The sequence below is a fragment of the Piscinibacter sp. PDB5-1 genome (assembly GCF_056676035.1).
In genome coordinates this window covers 694,492-721,480 of record NZ_JBWVZL010000003.1, presented here as the reverse complement: position 1 = coordinate 721,480, position 26,989 = coordinate 694,492, and the positions used below count along the sequence as shown (strand labels likewise).

The 26,989-nt window shown below is 67.9% G+C and carries 20 protein-coding genes and 1 pseudogene; 5 read left to right on the top strand and 16 right to left on the bottom strand.

Features of this window, described 5'->3' with window-relative positions; all coding sequences use genetic code 11:
- The 3 genes and pseudogenes from AC1KAT_RS16170 to AC1KAT_RS16160 form a co-directional block, all read right to left on the bottom strand.
- Positions 1-2,086 (bottom strand): annotated as a pseudogene (locus tag AC1KAT_RS16170) (hypothetical protein); the annotation flags it as partial.
- A gap of 74 nt (positions 2,087-2,160) precedes the next feature.
- Positions 2,161-4,182 (bottom strand): DUF6531 domain-containing protein, encoded by a 2,022-nt coding sequence (locus AC1KAT_RS16165; RefSeq protein WP_480327746.1) that lies wholly within the window; start codon positions 4,180-4,182, stop codon positions 2,161-2,163.
- 607 nt (positions 4,183-4,789) lie between these two features.
- On the bottom strand, positions 4,790-7,981 hold the full coding sequence (locus AC1KAT_RS16160) for a LamG-like jellyroll fold domain-containing protein (RefSeq protein WP_480327744.1): 3,192 nt from the start codon (positions 7,979-7,981) through the stop codon (positions 4,790-4,792).
- Positions 7,982-8,488: 507 nt separating this feature from the next.
- Between AC1KAT_RS16160 and AC1KAT_RS16155 the strand changes: the two genes are divergently transcribed.
- The 5 genes from AC1KAT_RS16155 to AC1KAT_RS16135 all read left to right on the top strand — a co-directional run bounded on the left by AC1KAT_RS16155 (position 8,489) and on the right by AC1KAT_RS16135 (position 14,851).
- Positions 8,489-10,834: a Tex family protein gene (locus tag AC1KAT_RS16155; protein ID WP_480327742.1), complete on the top strand. Its 2,346-nt coding sequence runs from the start codon at positions 8,489-8,491 to the stop codon at positions 10,832-10,834.
- 16 nt (positions 10,835-10,850) lie between these two features.
- Entirely contained in the window at positions 10,851-11,897 is a 1,047-nt protein-coding gene (locus tag AC1KAT_RS16150; RefSeq protein WP_480327740.1) for a phospholipase, read from the top strand.
- Positions 11,898-12,205: 308 nt separating this feature from the next.
- The gene (locus AC1KAT_RS16145; protein ID WP_480327738.1) at positions 12,206-13,243 is read left to right on the top strand and encodes a chorismate transformation FkbO/Hyg5 family protein; all 1,038 of its coding nucleotides are present in this window, start codon (positions 12,206-12,208) and stop codon (positions 13,241-13,243) included.
- A 76-nt stretch (positions 13,244-13,319) separates the two neighbouring features.
- Positions 13,320-14,054: a lysophospholipid acyltransferase family protein gene (locus AC1KAT_RS16140; protein WP_480327736.1), complete on the top strand. Its 735-nt coding sequence runs from the start codon at positions 13,320-13,322 to the stop codon at positions 14,052-14,054.
- The gene (locus tag AC1KAT_RS16135; protein WP_480327734.1) at positions 14,051-14,851 is read left to right on the top strand and encodes a glycosyltransferase family 2 protein; all 801 of its coding nucleotides are present in this window, start codon (positions 14,051-14,053) and stop codon (positions 14,849-14,851) included. The genes AC1KAT_RS16140 and AC1KAT_RS16135 overlap by 4 nt, the downstream gene beginning before the upstream one ends.
- Positions 14,852-14,877: 26 nt before the next feature.
- Here AC1KAT_RS16135 and AC1KAT_RS16130 read toward each other — a convergent pair whose 3' ends face one another.
- The 13 genes from AC1KAT_RS16130 to AC1KAT_RS16070 form a co-directional block, all read right to left on the bottom strand.
- Positions 14,878-15,414, bottom strand: coding sequence for a hypothetical protein (locus tag AC1KAT_RS16130; RefSeq protein WP_480327732.1), 537 nt, complete (start codon positions 15,412-15,414; stop codon positions 14,878-14,880).
- A gap of 148 nt (positions 15,415-15,562) precedes the next feature.
- Positions 15,563-16,291, bottom strand: coding sequence for a 3-oxoacyl-ACP reductase FabG (gene fabG / locus AC1KAT_RS16125; protein WP_480327730.1), 729 nt, complete (start codon positions 16,289-16,291; stop codon positions 15,563-15,565).
- Positions 16,292-16,309: 18 nt separating this feature from the next.
- Entirely contained in the window at positions 16,310-16,756 is a 447-nt protein-coding gene (locus tag AC1KAT_RS16120) for a hotdog family protein (protein WP_480327728.1), read from the bottom strand.
- Entirely contained in the window at positions 16,753-17,571 is an 819-nt protein-coding gene (locus tag AC1KAT_RS16115; protein ID WP_480327726.1) for a beta-ketoacyl synthase chain length factor, read from the bottom strand. Before AC1KAT_RS16115 ends, AC1KAT_RS16120 begins: the two co-directional genes overlap by 4 nt.
- Positions 17,568-18,752: a beta-ketoacyl-[acyl-carrier-protein] synthase family protein gene (locus AC1KAT_RS16110; protein ID WP_480327724.1), complete on the bottom strand. Its 1,185-nt coding sequence runs from the start codon at positions 18,750-18,752 to the stop codon at positions 17,568-17,570. The genes AC1KAT_RS16115 and AC1KAT_RS16110 overlap by 4 nt, the downstream gene beginning before the upstream one ends.
- Before the next feature lie 121 nt (positions 18,753-18,873).
- Positions 18,874-19,620 carry an SAM-dependent methyltransferase gene (locus AC1KAT_RS16105; RefSeq protein ID WP_480327722.1) on the bottom strand — a complete coding sequence of 249 codons (747 nt, stop codon included), beginning with the start codon at positions 19,618-19,620 and terminating at the stop codon, positions 18,874-18,876.
- Positions 19,617-20,462 carry a polysaccharide deacetylase family protein gene (locus tag AC1KAT_RS16100; RefSeq protein WP_480327720.1) on the bottom strand — a complete coding sequence of 282 codons (846 nt, stop codon included), beginning with the start codon at positions 20,460-20,462 and terminating at the stop codon, positions 19,617-19,619. Before AC1KAT_RS16100 ends, AC1KAT_RS16105 begins: the two co-directional genes overlap by 4 nt.
- 164 nt (positions 20,463-20,626) lie before the next feature.
- Positions 20,627-23,002 (bottom strand): MMPL family transporter, encoded by a 2,376-nt coding sequence (locus AC1KAT_RS16095; RefSeq protein ID WP_480327718.1) that lies wholly within the window; start codon positions 23,000-23,002, stop codon positions 20,627-20,629.
- Positions 22,999-23,601, bottom strand: coding sequence for a LolA family protein (locus AC1KAT_RS16090; protein ID WP_480327716.1), 603 nt, complete (start codon positions 23,599-23,601; stop codon positions 22,999-23,001). Before AC1KAT_RS16090 ends, AC1KAT_RS16095 begins: the two co-directional genes overlap by 4 nt.
- A 13-nt stretch (positions 23,602-23,614) precedes the next feature.
- A complete protein-coding gene (locus AC1KAT_RS16085; protein WP_480327714.1) occupies positions 23,615-24,541 on the bottom strand; it encodes an LpxL/LpxP family acyltransferase in 927 nt (308 codons plus the stop codon).
- 106 nt (positions 24,542-24,647) lie between these two features.
- A complete protein-coding gene (locus AC1KAT_RS16080; protein WP_480327712.1) occupies positions 24,648-24,959 on the bottom strand; it encodes an ApeI family dehydratase in 312 nt (103 codons plus the stop codon).
- 5 nt (positions 24,960-24,964) lie between these two features.
- Positions 24,965-26,329: an AMP-binding protein gene (locus tag AC1KAT_RS16075; protein ID WP_480327710.1), complete on the bottom strand. Its 1,365-nt coding sequence runs from the start codon at positions 26,327-26,329 to the stop codon at positions 24,965-24,967.
- Complete coding sequence (locus AC1KAT_RS16070; protein ID WP_480327708.1) at positions 26,326-26,976, bottom strand: COG4648 family protein; 651 nt, start codon at positions 26,974-26,976, stop codon at positions 26,326-26,328. The genes AC1KAT_RS16075 and AC1KAT_RS16070 overlap by 4 nt, the downstream gene beginning before the upstream one ends.
- Between the last annotated feature and the right edge of the window lie 13 nt (positions 26,977-26,989).

Here is a 26,989-nt window from a genome sequence, read left to right as displayed (position 1 = left end):
TGAACTGGGTGACGCGCCCGGCGGCGTTGGTGACCGAGGCGAGGTCACCCAGGAAGTGGCCCCGGGCGGCCGCGCCTTCGCCCTCGAACACGGTGTCCGAGTAGTAGGCGTAGGTGGTGACGTCGGACACGTCGGTGCGCGGCCCGTCTTCGGTGAGCACCTGGCCCCAGCGGTTGTAGGTCCAGGTGGTTTGCCGGGCGGCCACGTTGGGTTGCAGCGGGGCGGCGAAGCCGGCAGAACCGTTGGTGTCGGTGGTGGCCTGCTCGACACTCTTGCACAGCACGGCGATGGGCTTGCCGTCGGGCAGCAGGGCGTCGGTCGGGGCGCACGAGGCGACCGCGCCGCCTGCGAAGGGGTCGGGTTGGCCGTTGTAGACGCGTGTGGTCAGTTGGCCCGGTGCGGCAACCTTGGCTGCCAGCCGCCAAGTGGGATGCCACTGGGTGCTGAACTTGCGACTGCCTGTGGGCAGGGTTGAACCTTCAGGCAGCAGGGTGTTGCAGTCAGCGACTTGGTTCAGGCCCTCCACCCTCGTTGCCTCCAGGTTGCGGCTCAGGTCGTGCGTGTAGCAGCTGCGCGTGCCGTTGAAGTCGTCCCGGCTCGCCACGTTGCCGTTGGCGTCGAAGGTTTGGTTGCTGGTGCTGGCGGCGCAGCCGCTTCCGGCAGGCTGGGTTTGGCTGGTGAGTTGGGGCGCCCCGTTGACGAGTGTGGCACCCAGGCTTTTCGTTGCGCCGTTGGGACCTGTGACTTGCGTGCCCGTCGGGCCGGCCCAACTGATGGTTCGCCGAACGAATCGGTTGGAATCCAGCGTGTCGACCCGGTAGCGCGCGGGTGGTTGGGTCCAGCTCACCGCATAGCGGTTGGTGCCCCCAGCGTATTCGGTGCTGGTCGCATTGCCTGCGGCGTCGTAACCGAAGGTGGCGTAGCGTGTCTGGTTTTCATCAACGATGCCCGTCAGCGCAGAGGGGAGGTCGGCTCTTTCATAGACGAAGGATCTGCTGAAGCCATCGGGCCAGGTCAACGAGTTCAGGTTTTCGCCGCTGTAGGTCAGTGCGATCTCCAGTCCGTCCACCCCGACCATGCTGTAGACCTTGGTGGAATTGCCAGCCGCTGCGTATTTGAAGCCGACGGCGCGCCCGAAGGCGTCGGCGACCTTGATGAGCAGGCCGGGCGCCGGCGCGGTGCTCGCTGGCGTGTTCGCGTCGCTGTAGGTGTAGGTCAGGTTGCCACCGGCAGCAAACCACACGCTTTGCAAGGGCGCGGTGCCTGCGGTGGCCGAGCCCACGTTCGGGTAGACCCCCAGCGAACCGGCGTTGGGGTCGTAGTGCCACCAACTGCCGTACCCGGTTCGGTACCTCACCAGGTCGGCCGGATCGCCATTGGCCTTGCGGTCTCCGTACGTATCGCCCTGGTACGTACGCCGGGTATTGGGCCCCATGATCAGTTGCATCGGCCCGTTTTGAAGCAGCAGTTCGCGATGCAGGTTGGTGGCCCAGCCGTTACCCAAGGTTTTGCCGCCCACAGGCTTCAGTGGGAAGGTGTCACTCGAACTGGCCGAGGCGACGAGGATGCCCTGCGGGTCGGATCGGCTGTCATAGGTCAGCGTGATGTCACTGTGCGACAGGCGCCAACCCGTTGCCAAGACCTCGCGTTTGATGCCGGCCAACGGGTAAACCGGGTTGCCCACGGGGCAAGACGGGGGCTTCGGTGGGTCGTTGTTGATCTCGATGATCGGTAGGCAGGCGTTGGCGACTTGCGAGTAGGCGTGGTTGGATGCACATCTCGTCCAACTCATGTACCAGAAGTGCCCAAGACACGTATTTCCGCTGCCGGGGGCTGGGCTCCATGGGCCATAGTTGTCGCACATCCAACCATAGTTGCCTCCCCAAGCACTGTTGAGGTCACCGTCTGGTGAACAAGTGCCAGGTCCACCCAGGAATTGTGGTGACCAATGGGCCTGCAGGAACGCATCGCACTGCTGCTTCAATGGCGTTCCGGCGGGATATGCACGCTGATCCATCGTGTGCGTGGCGCCGCTGGAATAGATGTTGATGTATTGGGCAAACGCTGGCAACGTCATCGTCAGCATTCCGGCGCCAATCAGCGCGGGCAAAGAAACGGCGGTTCTGCGTAGTTGTGGCTCTGAGGTTCGAATCATTGGTATCACTCCCTACCGGTGGTCTGTTGCACGCGCCCGAGGGCGTCGATGCTGCGTTCGAGTTGTCGTTTGAGGGCCCCGGCGGGGTCCTTGGTGATTTCGTGGGTGCGGTTGCCGGCGGCATCCAGCGTGTAGTCGGTGCGGTTGCCCCGGTGGTCGTAGACGGCGACGAGGCGGTGTGCGTCGTCGTAGTCGTAGCCGACCCAGCTGGTGTCGGGCAGGGTGACGCGCTTCAACTGTCCGACGGGGTCGTAGGCGTAGGTGGTGGTCTGTCCGGCGACGGTGGTGCTCAGCAGGCGCTGGCGCAGGTCGTAGGTGTGCTCGGAGATGACGCCGTTGGGGTCCACGCTGCGCAGCACCTGGCCGTGCTTGTTGTAGTGGGTGAACTGGGTGACGCGCCCGGCGGCGTTGGTGACCGAGGCCAGGTCACCCAGGAAGTGGCCCCGGGCGGCCGCGCCTTCGCCTTCGAACACGGTGTCCGAGTAGTAGGCGTAGGTGGTGACGTCGGACACGTCGGTGCGCGGCCCGTCTTCGGTGAGCACCTGGCCCCAGCGGTTGTAGGTCCAGGTGCTGATGCGGTCGGCTACGCCACTTTGCGGCGTGGCGTTGAAGCCGTGTCTGCCTGTGTCGTCGGTGGTGGCTTGCTCGACGGTCTTGCACAGCACGGCGATGGGTTTGCCGTCGGGCAGCAGGGCGTCGGATGGGGCGCATGAAGCCACCGCACCGCCTGCGAAGGGGTCGGGTTGGCCGTTGTAGACCCTCGTCGTCAGGCGACCGGGTTCAGCGCTGCGCTTCTCCAGGCGCCAGTCGGGGTGCCATTCGGTGCTGACCTTGCGGCTGCCAGATGGAAGCGCAGCGCCAATGGGTGTGACCGAGGCGCAGTCAGTGGCGTTGCTCAGGCCTTCGACTCGCGTTGTCTCCAGGTTGCGGCTCATGTCGTTCACATAGCACACACGCTTGCCGGTGAAGTCGTCTCGGCTCAGTGCATTGCCGTTCGCGTCGTGGGTTGTGGCGCGTGTTGCCGGGCCGCAACCCGCGCCACCTGGTTGACTGTGTCCTGCCGCGTGCACGACACCGTGCAGGTTCTTGAACGTCATCGTCCGCACGGAGCCGAGCGGGTCGGTGATTGCATTCGACCCGTCGGCATTCAGTGTCAACGCGTATCGGTTGACGCCGCCGCTCCATTCGGTCGATATGGCGCGACCGAAGGAGTCGTATCCATACGTGGAAAGACGTTGACCGGTTTCGGCGACGATGCCGGTCAAGGCGTGGATGAACCTCGCGTTCTCGAACAGGTAGGTCCGTGTGCGCCGTGCACCCGAGTCGCTCAAGTCAGGATACGAAACGCTGGCCAAGTTGCCGTTGCTGGCGTAGATGTACCGGTACTCGGTTTGGTCGTCGAGTTGGACGCGCACGATTCGATTGAAAGCGTCATAGCCAAAACCCAGCGCGCCACCGAACTGGGTGCTGACGCGCAGCAAAAGGCTCTTCGGCAAAGGAGCGCTGCTGCCCTCTACAGATCCGCCCGTTGGACCACCGGCGGTTCCATCGCTATACGTCAGCGACAGGTGAGAGCCACTGCCTGACGCTATCGAAAGTAGCCGACCGGCAGCATCGTAGGTTTCCATGCGCTGGGCTTGGGCATCGAGGTACTTCCAACCAATGCGCGTATTGCTGCTGTCTTTGACCTCGGAAAGCACGTCGTTCACATCGGCCCAACTGCGCCAGTTCCCATCCACCAGCGCAAATTTGACCATCCGGCCATCACTTCGCCGCACGCTCGCGGTTCCGCCTGCGGACGTGATGCGCATGCCGAAGTTGTGTTGCCAACCTCTGCCGAAGGGGCCTTGGTAGTCCTCGCTTGTGCCGCTGTTGTAGATGCGAAATAGCCGAAGCGAATGGGGGTTGGAGAAGTCCAGTTCGTGCTGGCTTTTGATCGCGGATCCTGGATGCAAAGGATTTGCTATTCGAGGGCATGCGTTACCGCTGTTTCGCTCTGGTAGGGGCGCTTCTCTCGCGGCACACATGTAACGATCAAAGTCTGCTTGGTTTCCTGGGTGCAAAGCGACCAAGGCTCTTGGGTATGGGCTATTGAGCGGGCTTCCTGTGTTTTCTGGATAAAAGAAAAGGGCACCAGGCCTCGCATAGCCCGGCCAATAAGAGGAATAGTTTCCTGAGGCGTCAAGCATCACAGGGCTGACAGGACACAGCTTGGCCGGGCGGACGTCCTGTCGAAAATCGCTTGTCGAGGAGGCCAAGCTCTTCCAAACGCAATGCCAGAACGCCCCGCTTGGAGCTATCCCCACGTATTCACCGCGTTGAGGATTTGGAACTGCCGCCGCAAAGTTGACGCAGGCTTCTTGGAAGGTATCCCCAAAGAAGTTCCCCCCGGCAGTCGCTACAACGTATTGAACTGTCGCTGGCGAATAGCAAACGGGGCCTCCGGCGTATTCCCGGCACGTGAACGGCGCCTGCGCGTTGACAGTCGTGGCGGAGCAGGTCATGGCAACGAGCGCAATGCAATGCTTGAGTGATGTGATAACGAACCCGGCAAAGGAAGGTGCTTCCCATGCTGCCAGGCGATTGCGGAGACTAGATGCTTCTTGCTTCAGTGCAAAAAAATGGATCATCTCTTCACTCTCGCCCAGTAATCTGCTGAACACGCCCGAGGGCGTCGATGCTGCGTTCGAGTTGTCGTTTGAGGGCCCCGGCGGGGTCCTTGGTGATTTCGTGGGTGCGGTTGCCGGCGGCATCCAGCGTGTAGTCGGTGCGGTTGCCCCGGTGGTCGTAGACGGCGACGAGGCGGTGGGCGTCGTCGTAGTCGTAGCCGACCCAACTGGTGTCGGGTAGGGTGACGCGCTTCAACTGTCCGACGGGGTCGTAGGCGTAGGCGGTGGTCTGGCCGGCGATGGTGGTGCTCAAGAGGTGCTGGCGCAGGTCGTAGGTGTGCTCGGAGATGACGCCGTTGGGGTCCACGCTGCGCAGCACCTGGCCGTGCTTGTTGTAGTGGGTGAACTGGGTGACGCGCCCGGCGGCGTTGGTGACCGAGGCAAGGTCACCCAGGAAGTGGCCCCGGGCGGCCGCGCCTTCGCCTTCGAACACGGTGTCCGAGTAGTAGGCGTAGGTGGTGACGTCGGACACGTCGGTGCGCGGGCCGTCTTCGGTGAGCACCTGGCCGCGTTCGTTGTAGGTCCAACTCCAGGTGCGCGGGCTGATACTCCAATTGACTTGCGGCGCAGTACTTGGCGTGATGAGTGGGTCGTCCCCCGGTGGGGCGGCGGGTGGGGTGAAGTCGGCGGTGTAACGCGCTACACCTTTGGTGAGCTGAAAATCATCCAACCAACCGCGCATGCGAGCCGCGTCGTTGTAGCGACCAGGGTACTCGCCTAGTTGCCCCACGCCAAACTGAGTCGAGCGCGGCGGCACGGTGCCGGCGATGCCTCCGCTCATTTCGAGCACGCCATTGCGATAGAGACTAAGGGTGTTGCCGGATCGCACCAAGGCGAGGTGATACCAAGTGTTGGTGAGGACCGTGTTCGTACTGACAAAGCGGAAGGTTCCGGTGTCTGTGGTGATCGACGTGAAGAGCCGGTTGCCGGTGTCGCGCCCAATGGCGAAAGTGCCATTTGCACCAGATGAATCTGCCTGACCAAAGAGCTGAACTTGTTCGCCCCGTGAACTATCGTTGAAGTTGGCCCAGGTCTCGACAGTGAAATCACCGGCGCCCATGTCAAAGTCTGGCGAGGCCGGATAAAGCAGATATCCGCCGTTGAACAGGATGGAGCCGGTGCCGTATTTCCGGTTGCCGTCGATGCCGACCGATCCCACCGATGGCGGAGAACTTTTGGGTACTCGCGCGAAACTGGACGAGTCAACGAAGGAAAGGCTGCCCACTGGCCCCTCTCCACTTAGCAACAGCTTGATCGATGAATCCGGTGGCGCTGTGGAAATCCCGGCGATACCCAAGCCATGGCGACCATTGGTATCCGAGGTGGCCAGTTCGATGCGCTTGCAGAGCACTGCGATGGGTTTTCCGTCGGGGAGGGCCGCTGATGCAGGCGCACAGTTGGCAATGGTCCCGCCACTGAGGGGATCTGGCTGCCCGTTGTAGACACTGACGGTCAGGCGACCCGGCTCTGCCAGCTTTTTCACGAGAGTCCAGTCCGGGTGCCACTGCGTCGCGGTCATGCGGCTGTTGGCCGGCAAGATCGAACCGGGTGTCGTGACCCCGGCGCATGCCGTTGCATTGCTCAAACCTTCGACTCGCACCGCCTCCAAATTGCGCAACGGCGTGTAGGAATAGCAAGTGCGCTGCCCGTTGAAGTCATCTTGGTTGGCAACGGCGCCATTGACGTCATAGCTCATGGAACTGGTTGCCGCTGAACAGCCCGCACCGGCCGGCTGGCTTTGGGTGGTCATCAATGGTGCACCCTTCACGTCGGCTGCACCAAAGGCCGAGGTCTGCCCATTGGGCAAGGTCACGACGATGTCTTGCGGAGCCTGCCAGTGGTGTTTTCTCCAAACCGTAGAGGTCGGAAGATCCACGGTCTCAGTAATTAGTCGCTGTGGCGGTGCCCCCCAACTGATGCGGTAATGACCCGCTCCACCCGCAAGTTGCGTATCGACCGCCCGTCCGCCGACGTCGTAGCTGTAACGGCTGTGACGCGCAAGGTTCTCATCGACGATGCCCGTCAAGGCCCAAGCGAAGCGTTGGTCTTCGTAGGCAAACTGCCGCGTGCTTGCATCTGGCCAAATGATCTGAGAGAGATTGTTGGCTGCGTCGAAAGAGAAGCGAACTGTCCCAGCCGAACTTTCCATTGTGGTGATGCGAGGATTCTTTGGGATGCCGACTGGCTCGTACGTGAACTGAATGGTTCGTCCACGCTCATCCTGCAGACGAATCAGCAGGTCGGTGGCTGGAGCAATATCAGGCGGCGTGTTGTTGTCGCTGTACGTGTAATGGAGGGTTGAGCCGTTGGCGTACTTCACATGAAGCAGAGCGCCGGAACTCGAATATGTCTCTATGCTGTTGCTGGATGCATCGTAGTAACGCCAGCCATTGCCCGAGGCGAACAGCTTGTCGTTACTTCCGCTTCCTGTCTCCCAGACCGTTCCGTTGGCGGTGAAAGTGAGCCATCTTGAATTTCCTCGCGATGCTTGAATGGCACTTTTTCCAAATTGACTCTGGACAATAGAGAGTCGGCGATGGAAATTCGTTTCCCACGTATCACCAAATGAAGGTGCTGGAGTTCCAGAGAATTGTTGGTACTCGGGTGCGGAACTGATGATCTTTCTCAGGCTGCTGTAGCTGATGCTTGCAACACCCGCCCCTGAGAACGACGAATGGAGCGCTTGGCTGTTGTACTTGGCGCCAGTCATGGGCGCGATCGGATTTCCGACCCTGGGGCTGCCCGCGCAATGCTGCGGTGCGTCCTGAAATACATCGCGGACAGCAATTCTTCCGATGCCCCAGGTTCCCATCTGCCAAGAGCTTCGCGGATCTGGCATGTCTTTGACAATCACGCACGCGTAGCTGGTGGTTGGGTCCCCGGGGCGGTTCGCTGTCAAGATGTATCTTGTGGCGCCGTAGAGGTCCACGTAGCCTTGGCAAAGATATTCAGCAGAAGGACCAAGAATGGTATGGGTGGCGCCCGTTTGAGAGGCTTGATAGAAGTCGTTCGTAAAGAATGTGGTTTGGGCAAGGCTGGGGGCCGCAGTGGCTGCGAGTGCAGCTGCCGAAAAAATACTCTGAACAGATGTTTTTCGCATGACCGAGGTGGCGAATTGGTGCGTCTTATCGCGTGATGGCGATAAATCCGTAAGCAATGAGAGTGACTCGGGCTAGCCGCTCAATGCCGTCAGTGATTCGCTGAAAAATTCTTCCGCTGTTTCGCTGGAAGTAGGTGCCAAGACGTGCCGACACTGGCTTCAACGTGGCGCGGTGATCTCGACGCGAAGCAGCGTGAGATGCTTTGCATTGGATGGGTAGGCATCGCCACTCATGGCGGCGCCAGCGCTGTTGTAGACAGATCTCTCATGCTTGTCCTCCCTTGCGTGTCGCAGCCTGCCCTAAGTGGTCAATGCCGCGGCCCGCTTTCGTTTCGTGTTCCTAAGCGATCAGCGTCGCTCATGGGTGTTGTGCTTGAACAGACGCCGACAACCGGCGCTGTGTTCAGGGCAGCGAATCTACCTCGCCGCGAGGCGTGATCGGCCGCGTACTTGGGGGGATTGCTTCCTATGCACAAGCGTTGCTGCATTGCTGCGAGAGTTGCGAGAACCCCTGTGGCAAACTCCGCCGCTTTCGTGTCACCTGCCCCCTCGGGCCCCCTCGTTTTGGACAAGATTCTTCTGCAGTTGGCCAGCGAACTGAAGGTTCGTGCGGCCCAGGTGAACGCGGCGGTCGAGTTGCTGGATGGAGGGGCCACGGTGCCCTTCATCGCGCGCTACCGCAAAGAGGCCACCGATGGTCTCGACGACATCCAGCTGCGTGAGCTGGAAAGCCGCCTCGGCTACCTGCGTGAGCTGGAAGAGCGCCGCGCCGCGGTGCTCAAGAGCATCGATGAACAGGGCAAGCTCACGCCCGAGTTGCGCGCCGCTGTCGAAGGCGCGCCGACCAAGCAAGAGCTGGAAGACATCTACCTGCCGTACAAGCCGCGCCGCCGCACCAAGGGCATGATTGCTCGCGAAGCGGGGCTGGAGCCGCTGGCCGACAAGCTGTTCGCCGACCCGACGCTCGACCCGTCGGCCGAAGCCGTGGCCTTCATCAATGCCGAGGGCGGGTTCGCCGATGCATTCGCCGTGCTCGATGGCGTGCGCGACCTGCTGAGCGAGCGCTGGGCCGAAGACGCCGCGCTGGTGGGCAAGCTGCGCGAGTGGCTGTGGGACGAAGGCCTGCTGCGCTCGAAGCTGATGGACGGCAAGGACGTCAACGACCCCGACGTGGCGAAGTTCCGCGACTACTTCGAATACGACGAGCCGATCAACCGCGTGCCGTCGCACCGGGCGCTGGCCGTGTTTCGTGGCCGCACGCAAGAAATCCTCGACGCGAAGCTGGTGCTCGACGAAGAGCTGGTGCCGGGGCAGTTGTCGCTCGCCGAAGGCCGCATCGCCCATCACCTGGGCTGGAGCCACGCCAAGCGAAAGGCCGACGACCTGATCCGCAAGACGGTGTCGTGGACGTGGAAGGTCAAGCTGAGCCTGAGCCTGGAGCGCGACCTCTTCAGCCGCCTGCGTGAAGAGGCCGAGAAGGTCGCCATCAAGGTCTTCGCCGAAAACCTGCGCGACCTGTTGCTGGCGGCCCCCGCCGGCCCGCGCGTGGTGATGGGCCTGGACCCGGGCATTCGCACCGGCGTGAAGGTGGCGATCGTCGATGCGACCGGCAAGGTGCTCGACACCAACACCGTCTACCCGCACGAGCCACGCAAGGACTGGGAAGGCTCGATCCACACGCTGGGCCGCCTGTGCGCGACGCATGGCGTGAACCTGATCGCCATCGGCAACGGCACCGCCAGCCGCGAGACCGACAAGCTGGCGAGCGATCTCATCAAGCGCATCCAGCAACTCGCACCGGGCACGCACATCGAGAAGGTGGTGGTCAGCGAAGCCGGTGCGTCGGTGTACAGCGCAAGCGAATACGCCAGCAAAGAGCTGCCCGACCTGGACGTGAGCCTGCGCGGCGCGGTGAGCATCGCGCGCCGCCTGCAAGACCCGCTGGCTGAGCTGGTGAAGATCGAGCCCAAGAGCATCGGCGTCGGCCAGTACCAGCACGACGTGAACCAGAGCGAGCTGGCCAAGAGCCTCGACGCCGTCATCGAAGACTGCGTGAACTCGGTCGGCGTGGACTTGAACACCGCCTCGGCCCCGCTGCTGTCGCGTGTGTCGGGCCTGAGCGGCGCGGTGGCCAACAGCATCGTGCGTTGGCGCGATGCCAACGGCGCGTTCAAGAGCCGCCAGCAGCTGCTCGACGTGAGCGGCCTGGGCGCCAAGACTTTCGAGCAGAGCGCGGGCTTTCTGCGCATCCGCAACGGCGACAACCCGCTCGACCAGACCGGCGTGCACCCCGAGACTTACCCCGTGGTCGAGAAGATCCTCGTCGCGGTGAAGAAGCCCGCTGCCGAGGTGATGGGCCGCAGCGACGTGATCCGCACGCTCAAGCCCGAGGCCTTTGCCGACGACAAGTTCGGCGCGATCACGGTGAAAGACATCCTCACCGAGCTGGAAAAGCCCGGGCGCGACCCGCGCCCCGACTTCAAGGTGGCGCGCTTCAACGACGGCGTCGAAGACATCAAGGACTTGCAGCCCGGCATGACGCTCGAAGGCACGGTGAGCAACGTCGCGCAATTCGGGGCATTCGTCGATCTCGGCGTGCACCAGGACGGCCTCGTGCACGTCAGCCAGCTCAGCAACAAGTTCGTCAACGACGCGCGCGAGGTGGTGCGCACCGGCGACATCGTCAAGGTGAAGGTGCTCGAGGTCGATGTGGCCCGCAAGCGCATCTCGCTCACGATGAAGCTCGACGCACCCGTGGGCCCGCGCGGTGAGCGCAGCAACGACAACAGCTTCCGGCCCGCGGCGCGGGGTGAACGCGCCGGTGGCGGGGGCAACCGCGCACCGGCATCGGCACAGCCGCAGGGCCAGTCGGCCATGGCGGCGGCCTTCGCCAAGCTGCAAAAGCGCTGACCGGGTCGGTGAAGCCATGCAGGCGCTGAAGGTTCACGCCGGGCCGCGTGCGCAGGCCCACCTGCGCGCGAACGGCTTGCGCCCGCAAGACGTGCGCGTGGTGTCGGGCGCGGCGGGTGGGCCCAAGGGCCTGGTGCTCAACCCGCTCGACAAGTTCTTGTTCGGCCAGTGGTTTGTGGGCAGCGATCACCCGGTGCATCTGCTCGGCGCGTCGATCGGCGCCTGGCGCATGGCCACCGCGTGCCTGGCCGACCCGGCGGCCGCGTTCGAGCGCATGGCCGAGAGCTACATCGGGCAGGACTACGACCAGGAAGGCCGCAAGGCGCCCACGCCGGGCCATGTGAGCCGCCTGTTCGGCGCCAGCCTCCAGAGCGAGTTCGGCGCGCACGAAGCGGCCATCCTCGCGCACCCGCGCTACCGCCTGCATGTGTTCACCAGCCGGGGCCGGCACGTGCTGGGCCGCCAGGGTCGCCTGCGCACGCCCATCGGCTACCTGGGCGCCTTCGCCACCAACGCGCTGAGCCGCCGGGCCATGGGCAGCTGGCTCGAGCGCGTGGTGTTCTCGGACCCGCGCGAGCCGCTGCCGCTGCACCTGCGCGACTACCGCACGCACGCCGCCAGGCTCGATGCGAGCAACCTGCTGACGAGCATCCTGGCGAGCTGTTCGATCCCGTTCTGGCTCGACGCGGTGCACGACATCCCGGGTGCCCCGCGCGGCGCCTACTGGGACGGCGGCATCACCGACTACCACCTGCACCTCGACTACGCCTCGATGACCGACGGGCTGGTGCTGTACCCGCACTTCCAATCGACCCTGGTGCCGGGCTGGCTCGACAAGGCGCTCAAGCACCGCCACGGTCACACCCCGCGCCTGGACAACGTGATCGTGCTCGCGCCCAACCCCGAGTGGGTCCGCACCCTTCCGGGCGGCAAGCTGCCCGACCGCAACGACTTTCACCGTTACAAGACCAAGGCCGAGCGGCAGGTTGCGTGGCGACGGGCCGTGGCCGAGAGCCAGCGGCTGAGCGACGACTTCCAGCGCTGGCTCGAAGACCCGCATTGATGCGGTCGAAGCGGCGTGCGGGCAAGCAAGCGACACGCGGGCGTGATGGCTTCGTGACATAGGCCGCGTGTATCGAAGGGGCATGCGCCACCCCCGTTCGACGGAACGCACCCCCACGGCCTGCCCGCCTAAAATCGCCGTTTCCGCCAAAGGCGGCTGCGCCGGCCGATCGCCCTGCCACTTGCTGCGCATGCCACTTGCTCGACCCGCTCCATGACCCCTCACACCGGCTCCCTTCCCCTCGACGTCCGCCCGCGCGATGTGCTCATCGCGGCAGGTGGCCGGGCCAGCGCCACGGGGGCGCGGTGATGGGTGCCTTGCTGCGTTCCGAGTCTTTCACCGGCTGCGCGGGCGGCTTGCGCTTTGCGCGCACGCCGGCCGGGGCGCCTTCGCCGGTGGCCCGCGCCGAGGTCTTGCACGAACGGCTGCTCGACTTGACCGAGCGCGACGACGTCGCCAACCCGCGCCTGCTGCACCCCGCGCAGCCCGTGGTCGAGCGCTGGTTCGGCGCGGCCCCCGTGCAGGTGCGGCAAGACGGCGCCTTGCAATGGGCGACCGACGGCCAGTTGCTCTTCGGCTCGTTCACGGTCGATGAAGACCAGGTGCCCGGCGGCCTGACCGCCGCCACCTCGCAGGCCTACGAGGCCATCTTCCGCACCCTGTCGCAGAGTGGCTTTCCGCACCTGCTGCGGGTGTGGAACTACATGGCCCGCATCAACGTCACGACCGACGGCCTGGAGCGCTACCGCCAGTTCAACGTGGGCCGCCAGGCGGCGTTTCTCGCGGCCGGGCGCAGCGCCTTCGTCGGCTCGCCCGCCGCCTGCGCGCTGGGCAGCGAGCGCGGGTCGCTGACCATCCACTTTCTCGCTGGCCGGCACGAGCCGCGTGCGGTCGAAAACCCGCGCCAGGTCAGCGCCTACCACTACCCGTCTGAATATGGCCCGCGCACGCCCACCTTCTCGCGCGCGGCACTCGCCGACCTGGGCGGCGGCTGCGAGGCCTTGTTCATCTCGGGCACCGCCAGCATCGTCGGCCACGCCACGCTGCACGTGGGCGACGTGCGCCGCCAGACCGAAGAAACGGTGGACAACCTCGAAGCCCTGATCGCCTCGGCCGTGGCGCAAAGCCGCCTGCCCACGGGCGACGCGCACCGCGTGCACGAACTCGAATGCACGGTCTACGTGCGGCATGCGGATGACCTGGCCACCGTGCGCCAGGCCTTCGAGCAGCGCGTGGGCGCCGACTCGGTGGCCGCACGCCATGCCGTGTACCTGCGCGCCGACGTCTGCCGCCACGACCTGCTGGTCGAGATCGAAGCCCATCGCCTGGGCGGCCCCGCGGCGTGACGCAGCCATGGCGTCGCACCGGCCGCTATTCCCTGACCCGCTGGCGCGCCTGGCGCGACTGACCCTCCGCGTCCCGATGATCTTCGTGCGCCTCTTGATGAGCCTGTGGTTCTACGTGCTGCTGCTGGGGCTCGGGCTCGCCTCGATCGTGTGGAACGTGTGCGCCTTCGTGCTGCTGCCCTTCGTGCCCCGCAAGCGCGCGCAGGTGATCGGTCGGCATGCCATCTCGCGCGGCTATGGCGGCTTCTGGTGGTGCGTGATCGCCAGCGGGCTGATGCGGGTGGACAGCCGCGAACTCGACCGCCTGAACGACGAGCCCGGTGGCATGGTCATCGCGGCCAACCACCCGACCATGCTCGACGCCTTGCTCATCATCGCGCGCGTGCGCCGGGGCGTCTGCATCATGAAGGCCTCGCTGCTGCGCAACCCGTTCTTGAGCGCCGGTGCAAGGCTGGCCCGCTACATCGCGAACGACTCGCCGCGCACCATGATTCGCCACGCGGTGGCGAGCCTGCAAGAGGGCGGGCAGCTGGTGGTCTTTCCCGAAGGCACGCGCACCGAGCAGGGCGTCGCGGTCAACAGCTTCCGGCCCGGCTTCACGCTCATCGCCCACAAGGCCGGCGTGCCGATCCAGACCGTGCACATCGACACCGACACGCCCTACCTGCGCAAGGGCTGGCCCATCTGGCGCATGCCGCCGTTCCCCATCGTCTTCAAGCTGCGCGTCGGCGAGCGCTTCGTCGCCGAGGCCGACCACGAGGCCACGTTGCAGCGGCTCGAAGACTACTTTCGCAAGGAATCCCGTTCGTGAGTGCGACCGTCGCTGAGCTTTCATCCCGCACCCACGCGCTGATCATCCCGAGCTACAACACCGGCCCCAAGGTCTTCGAGACCGTCGATGCGGCCCGCGCCCAGTGGGCGCCGGTGTGGGTGGTGGTCGATGGCAGCACCGATGGCACCGCCCAGCAATTGCTCGAACGCGCCAAGGCCGACCCGCACCTGCACGTCATCGTGCTGCCCACCAACCAGGGCAAGGGCACGGCCGTGCTCACTGGCCTGCACGCCGCGCAGGCCGCCGGCTACACGCACGCGCTGACGATGGATGCCGACGGCCAGCACCCGGCGGATCTCATCCCGCGCTTCATGGCCGAGTCGGCGAAGCACACCGACGCCATGGTGCTGGGCCAGCCGATCTTCGACGCGTCGGCGCCCTTGATCCGCGTGCGCGGCCGGCGCATCTCGAACGGCTGGACCAACCTCGAAACCCTGTTCGCCGGCATCGGCGATTCGCTCTACGGCTTTCGTGTCTACCCGATCCGCGAGTTGATTGCGGTGATGACCCGCCAGCCCTGGATGCGCCGCTTCGACTTCGACACCGAAGCCGTCGTGCGCCTGGCCTGGCGCGGTGTGGCCCCGCTCAACGTGCCGGCGCCGGTGAAGTACCTCACCGCGGCCGAAGGCGGCGTCTCGCACTTTCGCTATGGGCGAGACAACGTGCTGCTCACGTGGATGCACACGCGCCTGGTGCTCGAGTTTCTGCTGCGCCTGCCGGTGCTGGTGTGGCGGCGCCTGCGTGGCGCGCCGCCGTTCCAGTACCGCCGCCGCTGAGGGCGTGCGGGCGGCGCTGCTCCACGTCAGCGGCGCTTCAGTTCGGTCAGCGTCTCGTCGGTGATGGCGTAGAGCTGCTTGGGCGTCATGGCCGAGAACACGCCCTGGCCCGCGCTCGACGAGGTGTTGTACGAGCGTTCGCCGAAGAGCTCGCCGTTCTTCAGGTTGCGAAACTCGACCTTGCAATCGATGAATGCGTTGCCGGTCATGATGCCGCCGAGCATGCGCGAGCCGATGCCCACGTGCCGGTAGTCGTTCACGCGCACGACCATGAGCGTGCCGTCCTGCCCGGTGGGGTTGGGGGTGCCGTCTTGCATGCTGAACTGCACGCCCTGGGCGCCCGCGCGCTCGGCCGCGATGTCCTGCCATTCCTTGCGAAACGCCTGCCAGCCGGCGTCTTGCGGGTGGCGTGCGTCGAGTTGCAGGTTGAGCACCACACGCTTGGCCGCAGCCGCCGGGATGTTCATCGCGGGTGCAGCGCGCTCGGCGTCGGGCCGCTGGATGCTGGCGGCGCATCCCGACAGCGCGATCAGTGCAACCAGAGCAAAAGACGACAACTTCATGGGTTTGACTCCTGGGGTGGGTGGGCTGGCCGCGAATCTATCGCAGGTGTGCGACACCGGGGCCTGACCCGCGTGGCTGTTGCGGCCTTGGCACGGCTGCAGTTCGCTCGCGGCATCCGCGCGTGGCCAATGCGCCCGCGCCCCCCGCTCAGATCATTCCGCCGTTGATCGACAGCACCTGGCCCGTGATGTAGCCGGCTTCGTCGCCGCACAAAAAACCCACCAGTGCGGCCACTTCGTCGGGGGTGCCGGCGCGCTTGGCGGGCACCAGTTGCTTGATCGCATCGGCGCTGAACACGCCTTCGGTCATCGGCGAGGCGATGATCCCCGGCGCCACGGCGTTGACCGTGATGCCCCGGCTGGCCACTTCGAGCGACAGCGCCTTGGTCGCGCTGTTGAGCGCGCCTTTCGCAGCGGCATAGTTCACCTGCCCGCGGTTGCCGGCGATGGCCGCCACCGACGACACGTTGACCACACGGCCCCAGCGCGTGCGGATCATCGGCATCAAGAGCGGCTGCGTGACGTGGAAGAAGCCGTGCAGCGACACGTCGATCACGCGGTGCCACTGCACATCGGTCATGCCCGGAAAGACCGCGTCGTCGTGCAGCCCGGCGTTGTTGACGATGACCTGCACCGGCCCTTCTTCGAGCAGCGCCTCCAGCGCGGCGAGCGAGGCGGCCCGGTCGGCCACGTCGAAGGCGACGGCCTGCGCCGACAGGCCTTGCGCCTTCAACTCATCGACCAGCGCCTGCGCCGAGTCGAGCCGCGAGTTCGCATGGGCGATGACGTGCAGGCCCTGGCGGGCCAGGCGTCGCGCGATGGCGGCGCCGAGTTCGCCGCTGGCACCGGTGACGAGGGCGCGTTTGGGTGAGGTCATGGGGTGTTGTGATGGGGTTCAGGCCAGGGCCGTGTTCAAGACGACCGCCGCGCGCCCCTCGGCCACCAGCAAGTCGCCGTGGCGCAGTTCGAAGCGGTACAGCAGCTGGGTGTCGTCGCCGGCCTGCCGCTCGGCCCACACGTCGAGCGGGCCGGGCAGTTCGTCCAGTCGCAGGCGGTGAAAGCGCACCGCCCGTGCACTGGCCAGAAAGCCGGGCGACGCGGTCGTGCCGGCGGCTTGCGCGAGCAAGCCGCCGTGCACGGCCATGGCTTGCGCGGCGTATTCGATGCCGGCGGGCGCCAGGAGCGCATCACCGCTGCGCAGCGGGTTGTCGGCGTCGCGGTGGCTCAGGGCACGGCAGTGGATCTGCGTGTCGGTCCACGACAGCACCTCCTGCAGCAGGCACATCGTGCCGCTGTGAGGGATCAGCGCGGCGAGCGCTGCGTGGTCGAGCCGGGCACTCATGCCGGGTGCGACACGTCCACCCGCAGGCGCAGCGTAGGCTGGTAGTCGATGACGGTGGTGGCCGCGTGGCCGTGCGCCAGCGCCTCGACGAGGGGCAGCGCGCGGGCGGCCGGGGTGTCGCGGCCCAAGGCGGCCAGCGCGGGGTGGGCGCAGGTACTGAGCGGCCCTGCGTCCGAGGCATCGACCAGCTGAATGCTCAACTGGCCCAGCGAGGCTGGCGCCACCGCGTGGCCGGGTGCGAGCACCAGCGCGAGGCCCACGCTGTCGGGAATCGGCCGCGCCGAGTGCAGCGGCTCGGGGTAGGGCGCGTCGCTGCTGACCAGAAGCACCGGCTGCCCGCTGTGCTGGACCTGCAACGCGGCTTCGAGCAGGCCGGCGCCCAGGCTGGCATCGAAGGCGCACAGGCTGGTGGAGGCGTGCCGGCTGCCCACCGCGATGTGCCAGTAGCCGGCGGCCGCGTTGTGGACGGAGTTGGTGAAGCGCGTCGGCGAAAGCAGCCGGTCGGTGCTGGCGAGCGCTTCGCACAGCGCGTGGCAGTTTGCGCCGTCACCGCTCGACGAGGTGAACACGGTGGCCAGCGTGGCCGGGTCGATGCCCGCGTGGGCGCAGGCTTCGTCGGCCACCGCCATCGCGAGCTTGATGGCCAGGCCGGCGCGGCGCCGCTCGGCGGCCGGGAGGCGCTGCGGCGCGGGCACGGCGCTGGGCTGCGGCTGGTAAGGCACGCGACCCGCGAGCACCTCGCGCGCGGCGGCCCAGTTCGGCAGCCCGGGGGCGAGCAGGCCGATGCCGAGCATTTGCACGATCAAAGCACTCATGCCGCCCCCTTGCCGAACACGAGGCTGGCGTTCGAGCCGCCGAAGCCGAACGAATTGCTCAGCACGGCACGCAGCGGCGCCGCGCGGTTGGCGTCGAGGTAGTGCAGGTGCAGGGCCGGGTCGGGCTCGCGGCGGTTCAGGCCGCCGGGCATCACGCCGTGGTGCAGCGCGAGCAGGCTGATGACGGCCTCGACGCCGCCGGCCGCGCCGAGTGTGTGGCCGGTCGCGCCCTTGGTCGAACTGCAGGGCACGGTGGTGCCGAACACACTGCCCACGGCCTTGTCTTCGGCCGCGTCGTTGTTGGGTGTGGCCGTACCGTGCAGGTTGATGTAGCCGATGTCGCTGGCTTGCAGGCCGGCATCGGCGAGCGCGGCGCGCATCGCGGCGACCGCGCCGGCGCCTTCGGGGTGCGGCGAACTCATGTGATAGCCGTCGCTGGTTTCGCCCGTGCCGAGCAGCCAGCCGAAGGGCTCTGGCGCATCGCGCTGCAGCAACGCAAAGGCGGCCGCTTCGCCAAGCGACAAGCCGCTGCGCTGGGCGTCGAAGGGCCGGCAGATGTCGGGCGACAAAAGCTCCAGCGAATTGAAGCCGTAGAGCGTGGTCAGGCACAGGCTGTCCACGCCGCCGACCACCGCCGCATCGACCAGTCCCGCGTCGATCAGGCGCGCGGCCGAGGCGAACACCTTGGCGCTCGATGAGCATGCGGTGGACACGACGTGCCGCGGGCCGGTCACGCCAAGGGCGTCGGCGACGAAGTTGGCGAGCGAGCCCGTGTTGTGCGTCTGCGCGTAATGAAAGTCGGCTGGCAGGGCCCCATCGGACCCGCGGCGGCGGTAGGCCAGCTCGGTCTGCAGGATGCCCGAGGTGCTGGTACCCAGCAGCACGGCCACGCGCGCGGCGCCGTAGCGGTCGCGCGCCGCCTGCACGGCTTGCACGAAGCCGTCTTGCTGCAGGCCGAGCCAGGCGAGGCGGTTGTTGCGGCAGTCGAATGCGGCCAGCGGCTCGGGCAGGCGCTCGGCATCGACGCCGGTGACTTCGCCGATGCAGCCGGGCAGCGCCACGTCTTCGAAGTGGCACGGGGCAAGTCCGCTGCGGCCGGCCTCGATGGCGGCCCAGTTGGCGGCGAGCCCCGCACCGAGCGCGGTGCTGAGCGTGGCGTGGCTGATGGCGAGGCGCTTCATGACAACCCCTCGGTCGCTGAGTACATCGACCGATCCCGCAAGGGGATGCGGGCCGGCTTGGGAGCGGCCCGGCGCTCGACCCGCTTCGCGGCTGGCACGCAGATTTCTGGGGGGTGTGCACTCATGCTGACGCTCCAACCAGCGCCCGCCGTTGCGCGATCAGCAGCACGTTGGCGAACGGCGTGCCCTGGCTCATCGGGCGCGGCTCGACGTCGAAGCCGATGGCTTGCAGCTTGGCGACCCAGGCGGCGAGCGGGCGGCCGAAGGTGGGCGGCACTCGGTGGCCGCGAACGCCGGTGACGATGCGGTCGACCCACTGGCTGATGACGAAACCGCGCCGGGCCTGCATGTCGCCCACGCGCAGCAGCAGCCGGCCGTGCGCGGTGAGGGCGTCGTGCACGCGCTGCAGCAGCGCGTCTTGCTCGGCGATGGGGATGTAGTGCAGCACGTCGAGGATGACCACCGCCTCGGACTGCGGGAACACCGCTTCGCGCATGTCGGCGCAGACGAACTGGGCGCGGTCGGCGGCGTGGGCCAGCGCCGCCTGTGCGCGCTGCACGTCCTTGGGCATCAGCTCGATGCCGGTGATGGTGGTGCGCTGGGGCGCGGGCGCCCAGCCCTCGGGCCAATCGGCCGGCTTCACTTCAGCGGCGCTCAGCAGCAGGCTGGCGAGCAAGCCCTGGCCGCAGCCGATGTCGAGCACGCGCGCGCCGGGGGCGATCAGGCCCTGCTGCAGCAGGTGGCGAAACACCGGGTCGCGCCCCAGCTTGCCGCGCGCGAAGTGCCATGCGAACTTGCCCGCGGCGCGGTAGGGGGCGCAGGCGGCGGTCAACAGGCGTTGCCAGGAGGCGTCGGAAGCTCGGCTCATGCAGAGGGCGAGACCGCCGCGCGGCTCGTCAGGGGTTCGGGGGATGGGTTCATGGCCTCGGGCAGCGTGACGGCCACCAGCCCTTGCGCGCGGCACTGCGACAGCAGGCGCGGCAGCACGTCGAGGATGACCGCGCGGCCCTGTGCCGTGCGCGCTGCGTGGCCATCGTGCAGCAGCACGATGTCGCCGGCGCGCAGGCCGCGCGTCAGGCGCTGCAGCACCACGTCGGCGTCGGCTTCGCGGGTGTCGTAGCCGCGTCGGGTCCAGCTCGCGAGCGTGAGGCCCAGGCGGTGCAGCACGGGGGCAAGAAAAGGGTTGCGCAGCCCGGCCGGCGCGCGAAAGAAGGTCGGCCGCGTGCCGGTGAGGCGCTGCAGGCTGTCTTGCGCCGCGCCGATCTCGCGAGCATAGCCCTTCGGGCCCAGCAGAGAGAACACGTGCGAGTGCCGCGCGGTGTGGTTTTGCACGCTGTGGCCGCGCTGCACGATGTCCCGCACCAACTGCGGGTGCTGCTCGGCGTGGCGCGCGATGCAAAAGAAGGTGGCGCGGGCGCGGTGGGCGTCGAGCAGGTCGAGCACGGCCGGCGTGACTTCGGGGTCGGGGCCATCGTCGATGGTGAGGGCGACTTCGCCGCGTTCAGCGGCGGCGCGCGGCAGGCGCGTGAGGTTCAGGCCCAGCCAGTTCGAGCGCGGCCACAGGCCGACTGCGGTGATCGCCGCATGGTTGAGCACCAGCGCGCCCACGGCCCAGCCCCAGTTCGCCGGCCAGGCGATGAGCGCCACCACGGCCGCGACGTGCACGAGCACGCTCAGCTTGATGAACAGGGGGACCGGCCAGGGAGACATGGATGCGGGGCGGGAAGGCTGGGCAGCGACGGGGCGGTGGCGAAGCGGACGGGGCGTGGAGGCCGTGGGACGTGCCCCGCGAAATCGAGCCGGCGATTGTTCCACAGCGGTGCATCGGCAGGGCTTGTGCCCCCCGCTGCCCGAGGGCGGCACAGGGGCACCGCTCAGCCCTGGCCGCGCGTGCGGGCGAAGGCCGCCGACACCAGCAGCGACAGCAGCGCGCCCGGTGCGACCGTTTGCCCCAGGGCGACCAGCACCGGCACGCTCGATGTGCACAGCAGCCCGAACGAGGCCACCAGCGTCACGTTGGCCAGCAGCAGCGAGGCGAGCGTGTCTTCGTCGGTTTCGATTTCACCCGGCCCGGCGGCCTGCAGTTGCTGGAAGAACAGCGCGTAGTTCGAGCCGACCGCCACCACCAGCAGAAAACCCACCAGGTGCAAGAGGCCGAGCGTGACGCCGGCGAGCGTCAACCCGGACAGCACCAGCAGCACGCTGATGACCAGCGGCAGCGCCACCTGGGCCAGGCCCCGCAGCGAGCGCAAGTGCCACAGCAAGAGCGCCAGCACCGCCAGCCCGCCCAGCGCGACCTGCCAGAAGGCTTCGCGCAGGTAGCGGTCGTAGAGCGCGTCCAGTTCGGCCTGCACCTGCACGACGCGGACGCCGGGCTCGTCTTTCAGAGCGGCCTTGATGCGATTGACGTCCAGCGGGGCCGGGCCGGGCGCATGCAGGTTCAGCAAGGCCACCCAGGGCCGGCCCTCGGCCGCGTCGCCTGGCATCAGTTGCGCTTGCAGCGCGGCGGCCAGCGGCGTGCCGGCGAACTGCTTGCGGGTGATCGGTTCGGCCTGGCGCTGCGCTTGCGCGTCGGCGATGAACGCCTCCAGCCGGGCGGCGGGCAGCGGGCCGCCTTCGGTGGCCTGGGCCAGGCGTGCACGCAGCGTGTCGGCGTCGGGCAGGGCGGCTTGGCGCGCCCGCTGTGTGGCGTGGCTGGGCAGCAGGCGCGCGGGCGAGTCGTAGCCGGCGAGCAGACCTTGTTCGATGAGGCCGTCGAGGGCGGCGCCCACGCGCTCGGCCGCGCCGAGCGCAGCGCCTTCGTCAGGGGCTTCGAGCGCGACCAGCACGCCGGCGTCGCTCGCGCCCAGGTCGGCGCGCAGCGAGGCGTCGCGTGCCAGTGCCTCGGGGGCGACCGGGCTCAGCGACGAGAGCTTGCCGCGCCAGCCGCTCGGGGCGATCAGCACGGCCGCGAAGGCCGCGACGGCCAGCGCCACCACCCCCCACCGCAGCCGGGGCAGCACGGCCACGCCACCCGCCATGGCATGCGCGAAGGCGCGGCGCAGGCCGTTGCCGGGCGCCCCATCGGGGGCCAGCACGGTGAGCAGGTAGCGGGTGGTCAGCGTCGCGGCGACCAGCCCGGCCACCGAGAACACCCCCAGCTGCGCCAGGCCACCGAAGCCCGACATCGCCAGCGCCGCAAAACCCGCCACCGAGGTGAACAGGCCCAGCCGCACCGTGGCCCAGTTGCCCTCGCGCCAGCGCAGGTGGCCCTGGCCGACGGCCGTGCTGCCGGGCAGGGGGCGCGCCTGCAGCAGGTAGTAGATGGCGTAATCGACCGCTTCGCCGATGAGCGTGGTGCCGAAGCCGAGCGTCATGCCGTGCACCTGGCCGAAGCCCAGGCTCACGGCCACCACGCCGGCCAGCACGCCGCTGGCCACCGGCAGCAGCGCGATGCCCAGCGAGCGCAGCGAGCCGAAGCTCAGCGCCAGCATCACGACGATGAGCCCGGTGCCCCAGAGCGCCAGGCGGTCCACCTCGCTGACGATGGTGGCGCGCGACTCGACGCTGAAGACGCCGGGGCCCGACAGCTCCAGCGCGAAGCCCTTCGCCGCCCACGGGGCGAAGGCCGTGCGCACCTGCTCGATGGCGGCGGCCTGCCCGTCGAGGTCGGCCCCTTCGGCGCGTGTGGTGGCGAGCAGCACCGCGCGTGGCTCGCTGCGCGACACCCACACGCCGTGTTCGACGCGCGGGGCGCCGGCCGGCAGCAGGGCTTCGGCCATGCGCAGGGTTTCGCCGGTTGGGTCGCGCCAGATGAGGGGCTTGATCAGGTTGCCGGCGGGCGTGCCCAGCAGCGACACGGTCTCGTCGATGCCGTCGCGCAGGCCGTCCACCGTGAAGCGCTCGGCGTTGACCGCCGGGCTCAGCAGGTAGCGGTGCTCGAACAGAAAGCGGCCGGTCTCGGCGGCGTCGCGGTTGTCGCCGTTTTGCACGGTCTCGAAACGCTTGCTCGCGCGCAGCGCGGTGGCGAGGGTGCGCGAGGCGTCGGCGCGCGACTCGGGCGTGCCGCCGCGAATGCCGATCAAGAGCACGCGAGCGCCGGCGCCGCGTTTCAGCTGTTCGAGCAGCACGCGCTGCTCTTGGGTGGGCGAGTTCGGCAGAAAGGCCGACAGGTCGGCGACGTAGTGCGTGCGGGCGGCGACCCACGCGCCGAGCAGCATCAAGACCAGCCACAGCCAGACGGCCGGGCTGCGCAACACGCGCGACTTCATTTCGTGGCGGGCGGGGCGGCGGCGGGCGTGATCGTCATCACCGAGCGGTCGCCGCCGGGCATGTCGATCTGCACTTCGTCGAGCGCGGCCTCGCGGCCGACCACGCGGATGCTGCTGACCTGGTCGCGCATGCGGCGGTCCTTCGGTGCGAGTTCGAGCGTCCAGCGCGCGAGCGTGCCGGCCAGTTGCACGCTGAAGTGGCGTTCGAGCACGTCGCGGTTGCCGGTGAGCGTGCCGCGGATGGCCTCGACCATCACCTGCGCTTCGGGCACGGCGTCGAGCTGCACGGTGCGGCTGCGGCTGCCCCGGCTCATCACCAGCGTGTTGCCGTTGACGGCGAGCTTTTCGTGGCGCGGCTTGAGCGTCTCGCGCACGAAGACCTCGGGCGCGGTGAAGCTCAGGCGGCCCGACGATTCGAGCACCTGGTCCAGGTCGCGCACGTGGCGCTTTTCGGTGAAGGTGGCTTCGCCGGCGGGCACCTTGCCGAGCGCTTGCATGAGCTGGGGCAGGTCGAAGCCAGCGGCCTGCGCGGCGCCGTTGAACAGCAGCGCGAACGAGGTGGACAACGCCACGCGGCGTGAGATCAAGCGAAGGTTCATGCGTGCTTGGCGTTCAGGCCGGTCGGTCGGCCGTGGCGCCCCAGAAGTCGAAGAAGTTGAACCAGTTGTACGGCGTTTCGCGGCACAGGGCTTCGAGGATGGCCGCATAGCGCAGTTGGGTTTGCGCGATGGCCTCGTCGCGCGCGGCGCCACGGCCCACCGCGCGAAAGTCCGCCAGCGGCGCGAAGCGCAACTCGTAGCGGTTGCCGCCGTGGTAGAGCCCGGCCACGAAGACCACCGGCCGGCGCAGCAGCGCGGCCAGTCGAAACGGCCCATCGGGAAACGGCGCCGGCGAGCCGAGAAAGGGGATGTGCTGCGTGACCGAGCGCTCGGACTGGTCGCCATGCAGCGTGCGGTCGGCCAGCAGGCCGGTGACGCCGCCGCCATCGAGCCACTCGCGCATGGCGAGCATGGCTTCGAGCCGGCCCAGCGCAATGATGTGCAGCGTGTCGTGCGGGGCGAGGGCGCGCAGCGCCGCGTTCATCATGCGGGCGTTGTCTTCGTACATGGCCATGGCCACGCGCACGCCGCCGCGCGACTGGCCGAGCGCGCGCATCACCTCGAAGCTGCCCACGTGCGCACCGATCAAGAGCGCGCCCTGGCCATCGGCCATCACGGCGTCGAAGTGCTCCAGCCCGGTGAGCGTGATGTCGAACATGTCCACCTTTTCTTGCAGCAGGTAGACGCGGTCGAGCACCGTCGAGGCGAAGTGGTGGATGTGCCGGTAGCGCTCGGCGAAGGTGGGCGCGCGGCCGAACACGCGCGTGAGGTAACGCGTCGATTCGCGCGCCGGCGTGCCGCCGAAGGCCAGGAAGTACAGCGTGATCGGGTGCAGCACGGCGCGTGCGACCGGGCGGCCCAGCGCCATGGCGATCCAGCGCATGAGCTTGAGCGTCCAGAGGTTGCTGCGCTCGCGCTGGGTGGTCCAGGCGGCCTTCATGACGACCCCTCGCCCCTGGGGTGCCACGGACGATCCCCCCCGGGGGTGCGGGCCGGCTTGGGCGCGGCCCGGCGCTCGGCCCGCCGCCAGATGGGTGCGGCGATGCTCATCGGCCTTCGAACTGGCCGGTGGCGGCGAGCACGTTCGTGTCACCGGTCAGCGCATGCACCTCGAAGCGGATGCGTGTGCCGGTGAGCGCCCAGTCGATGCGCAGGTCCGAGCCCGGAAACACCGGCGACAAGAACTTCGCCGCGCCCAGCTTGGGCGCATCGCCCAAAGCCGCGCGCCCTTGTGCATCGGCCAGCACCACGCGCAGGGCCTCGCTCACCAGCACCACGCCCGGCAGCAGGGGCCGGCCGGGGAAGTGGCCTTCGAAGCTCGGGTGGTCGGCGGGGATGTGAACCGTGGTGCTGGGCATGGGGGTCATTCGGGCGCGGTGCCCAGGTGCTCGCGCGCCAGGTCGGCCAGGCGCGACGCGGGCAGCTTGCCGGTGCCGTCGCGCGGCAGGCTCTCCAGCATGACGACGCGGCGCGGCAGCATGGCCGCGTCAACGCGCGGGCGCAGGCCGGCGATGACCTCGTCGCGCGTGAGCGTGGGCGCCACCACGAAGGCGACCAGCCGCGAGATGCCCTCGACCGTGGCCGCCGGCGGCAGCCAGAAGGCGCCGTCGTGCACGCCGGGGATGCTGTTGAGGTGGTGGTTCAGGTGCGACAGCGAACTGCGCTTGCCGGCCACGTTGATGAGGTCGTTGCTGCGGCCGAGCAGGCGAAAGCGGGTCGGCGACAGCACCTCCAGCACGTCCGACAGGCGTGTGGGCTCGGGCACGTGGCCACCATGCACGCGGCTCATGTCGCCGTCGCCGTCGAGCGTGAGGCCTTGGAAGGTCAACCACTCGGGGCCTTCGGTGGTGCGGCGGGTGGCCACCTGGCCGGCTTCGGTGCAGCCATAGATCTCGACCAGCGGCGCGTGCAGGGCTTCTTCGGCGCGCGCGGCCAGTTGCGGCGACAGCGGCGCGGTGGCGCTGACCACCAGGTCGAGCGGCGGCACGGCGAGGCCCGATTCGAGCAGCGTCTTCAGGTGGAAGGGCGTCGTGACCAGCACGCGCGGGCGCGGCACGCTGGCGAGCGTCTGCACGATGTCGGCGGCGAAGAACGGGCGCTCGGCGGCGAAGGCCGCGCCGGTCAGCATCGCCAGCAGCACGGTCGATTCGAAGCCGTACATGTGGTGGTGCGGCACCGTGCCGACGAGCGCGACACCGTGCAGGTCGGCCAAGCCCATCGACGCGGCCAGACGCTGTGCTTCGGCCTGCGCGTTGAGCGTGAGCAAGCCCCAGTGCTTGTCGTGGCGCGTGGGCGTGCCGGTCGAACCCGAGGTGAAGACCTGCGCGACGAGCTGGTTGTCGCCGAAGCGGGGCGCCTCATCGGCGAGACCGCGGCCGTCGAGCGGGCCGATGTCGTGCGAAGGCAGATCGACCGCCGGGCTGTCGGGCTCGGTCAGCGCGTAGGCCGTGGGGTACAGCGCGCGCAGCCGCGCCACGGTGTCGGGCGTGTGGTTGGGCGGCATCAGGTGGCACTGGCCGCGCTGCATGGCGGCACCAAGGGCCACGGTGAAGCGGTAGCGGTCGCCGGTCATCGCCAGCAGGTGGCTGGCGTTCGGCAGGCGCACGGCGAGCGTGGCCACGTCGGCCAGGTACTGCGCGCGCGTCACGGGCTGGCCGTCGCGCCAGGCGATGGGGCTGTCGAACCCCACACCCGCCGTCTCAGCGGCGATCAGCGGCAGGTGGTTCATGCGCCGGGGCGCGGGGTGGGCGCCTCGCTGCGCTGGCCGTAGGCGCGCATGGAATCGATCAGGCCGACGCGCTCGAACTCGGGGTGCAGGCGGTAGCGCAGCGCATATTCGCCGACGAAGAGCAACACGGCCGAGGCCGGTGTGAACACATTGGCGAAGAGCGACCACAGGCTGAACGGCGCGGACGCAAACAGCGCGAGCGAGGCGAGGGCCATCGCGAAGAAGTAGCCGGTCCAGAGTGCGGTGACCTTGCGCGTGTAATCGGCCATGCCAGGAGGCAGGCCGTGGTGCACGCGGTTGGCGATCTGCGTGATGAGCGGCATGCCAGACCCGGTGAGGGTGCTGCCGAACCACAGGCCGAGGCCCGCGTGCACACCGGCATGCTGGGCCAGGTAGAGCCACTCGGGCGAGAGGCCCTGGCCACGGGTGCTGATGGCGGCGAGCACCACGCCCACGGCACCCAGCGCGGCCGCGAGCAGGCGGTGCCCGCTGCGCCACACGCCCAGCAGCAGGCCGAGGCAGATCGGCCCGAGCACTGCCGCCAGCGCGAACGGCGAGCCGGCCGCGCGCGTCATCAGCTGGTGCGATGCGACGGCATACGCCGCGCCGCCGAGCAGCGTCAGCGCCAGGGCGGTTCGTGGACTCATCGCGCGGCGCGCC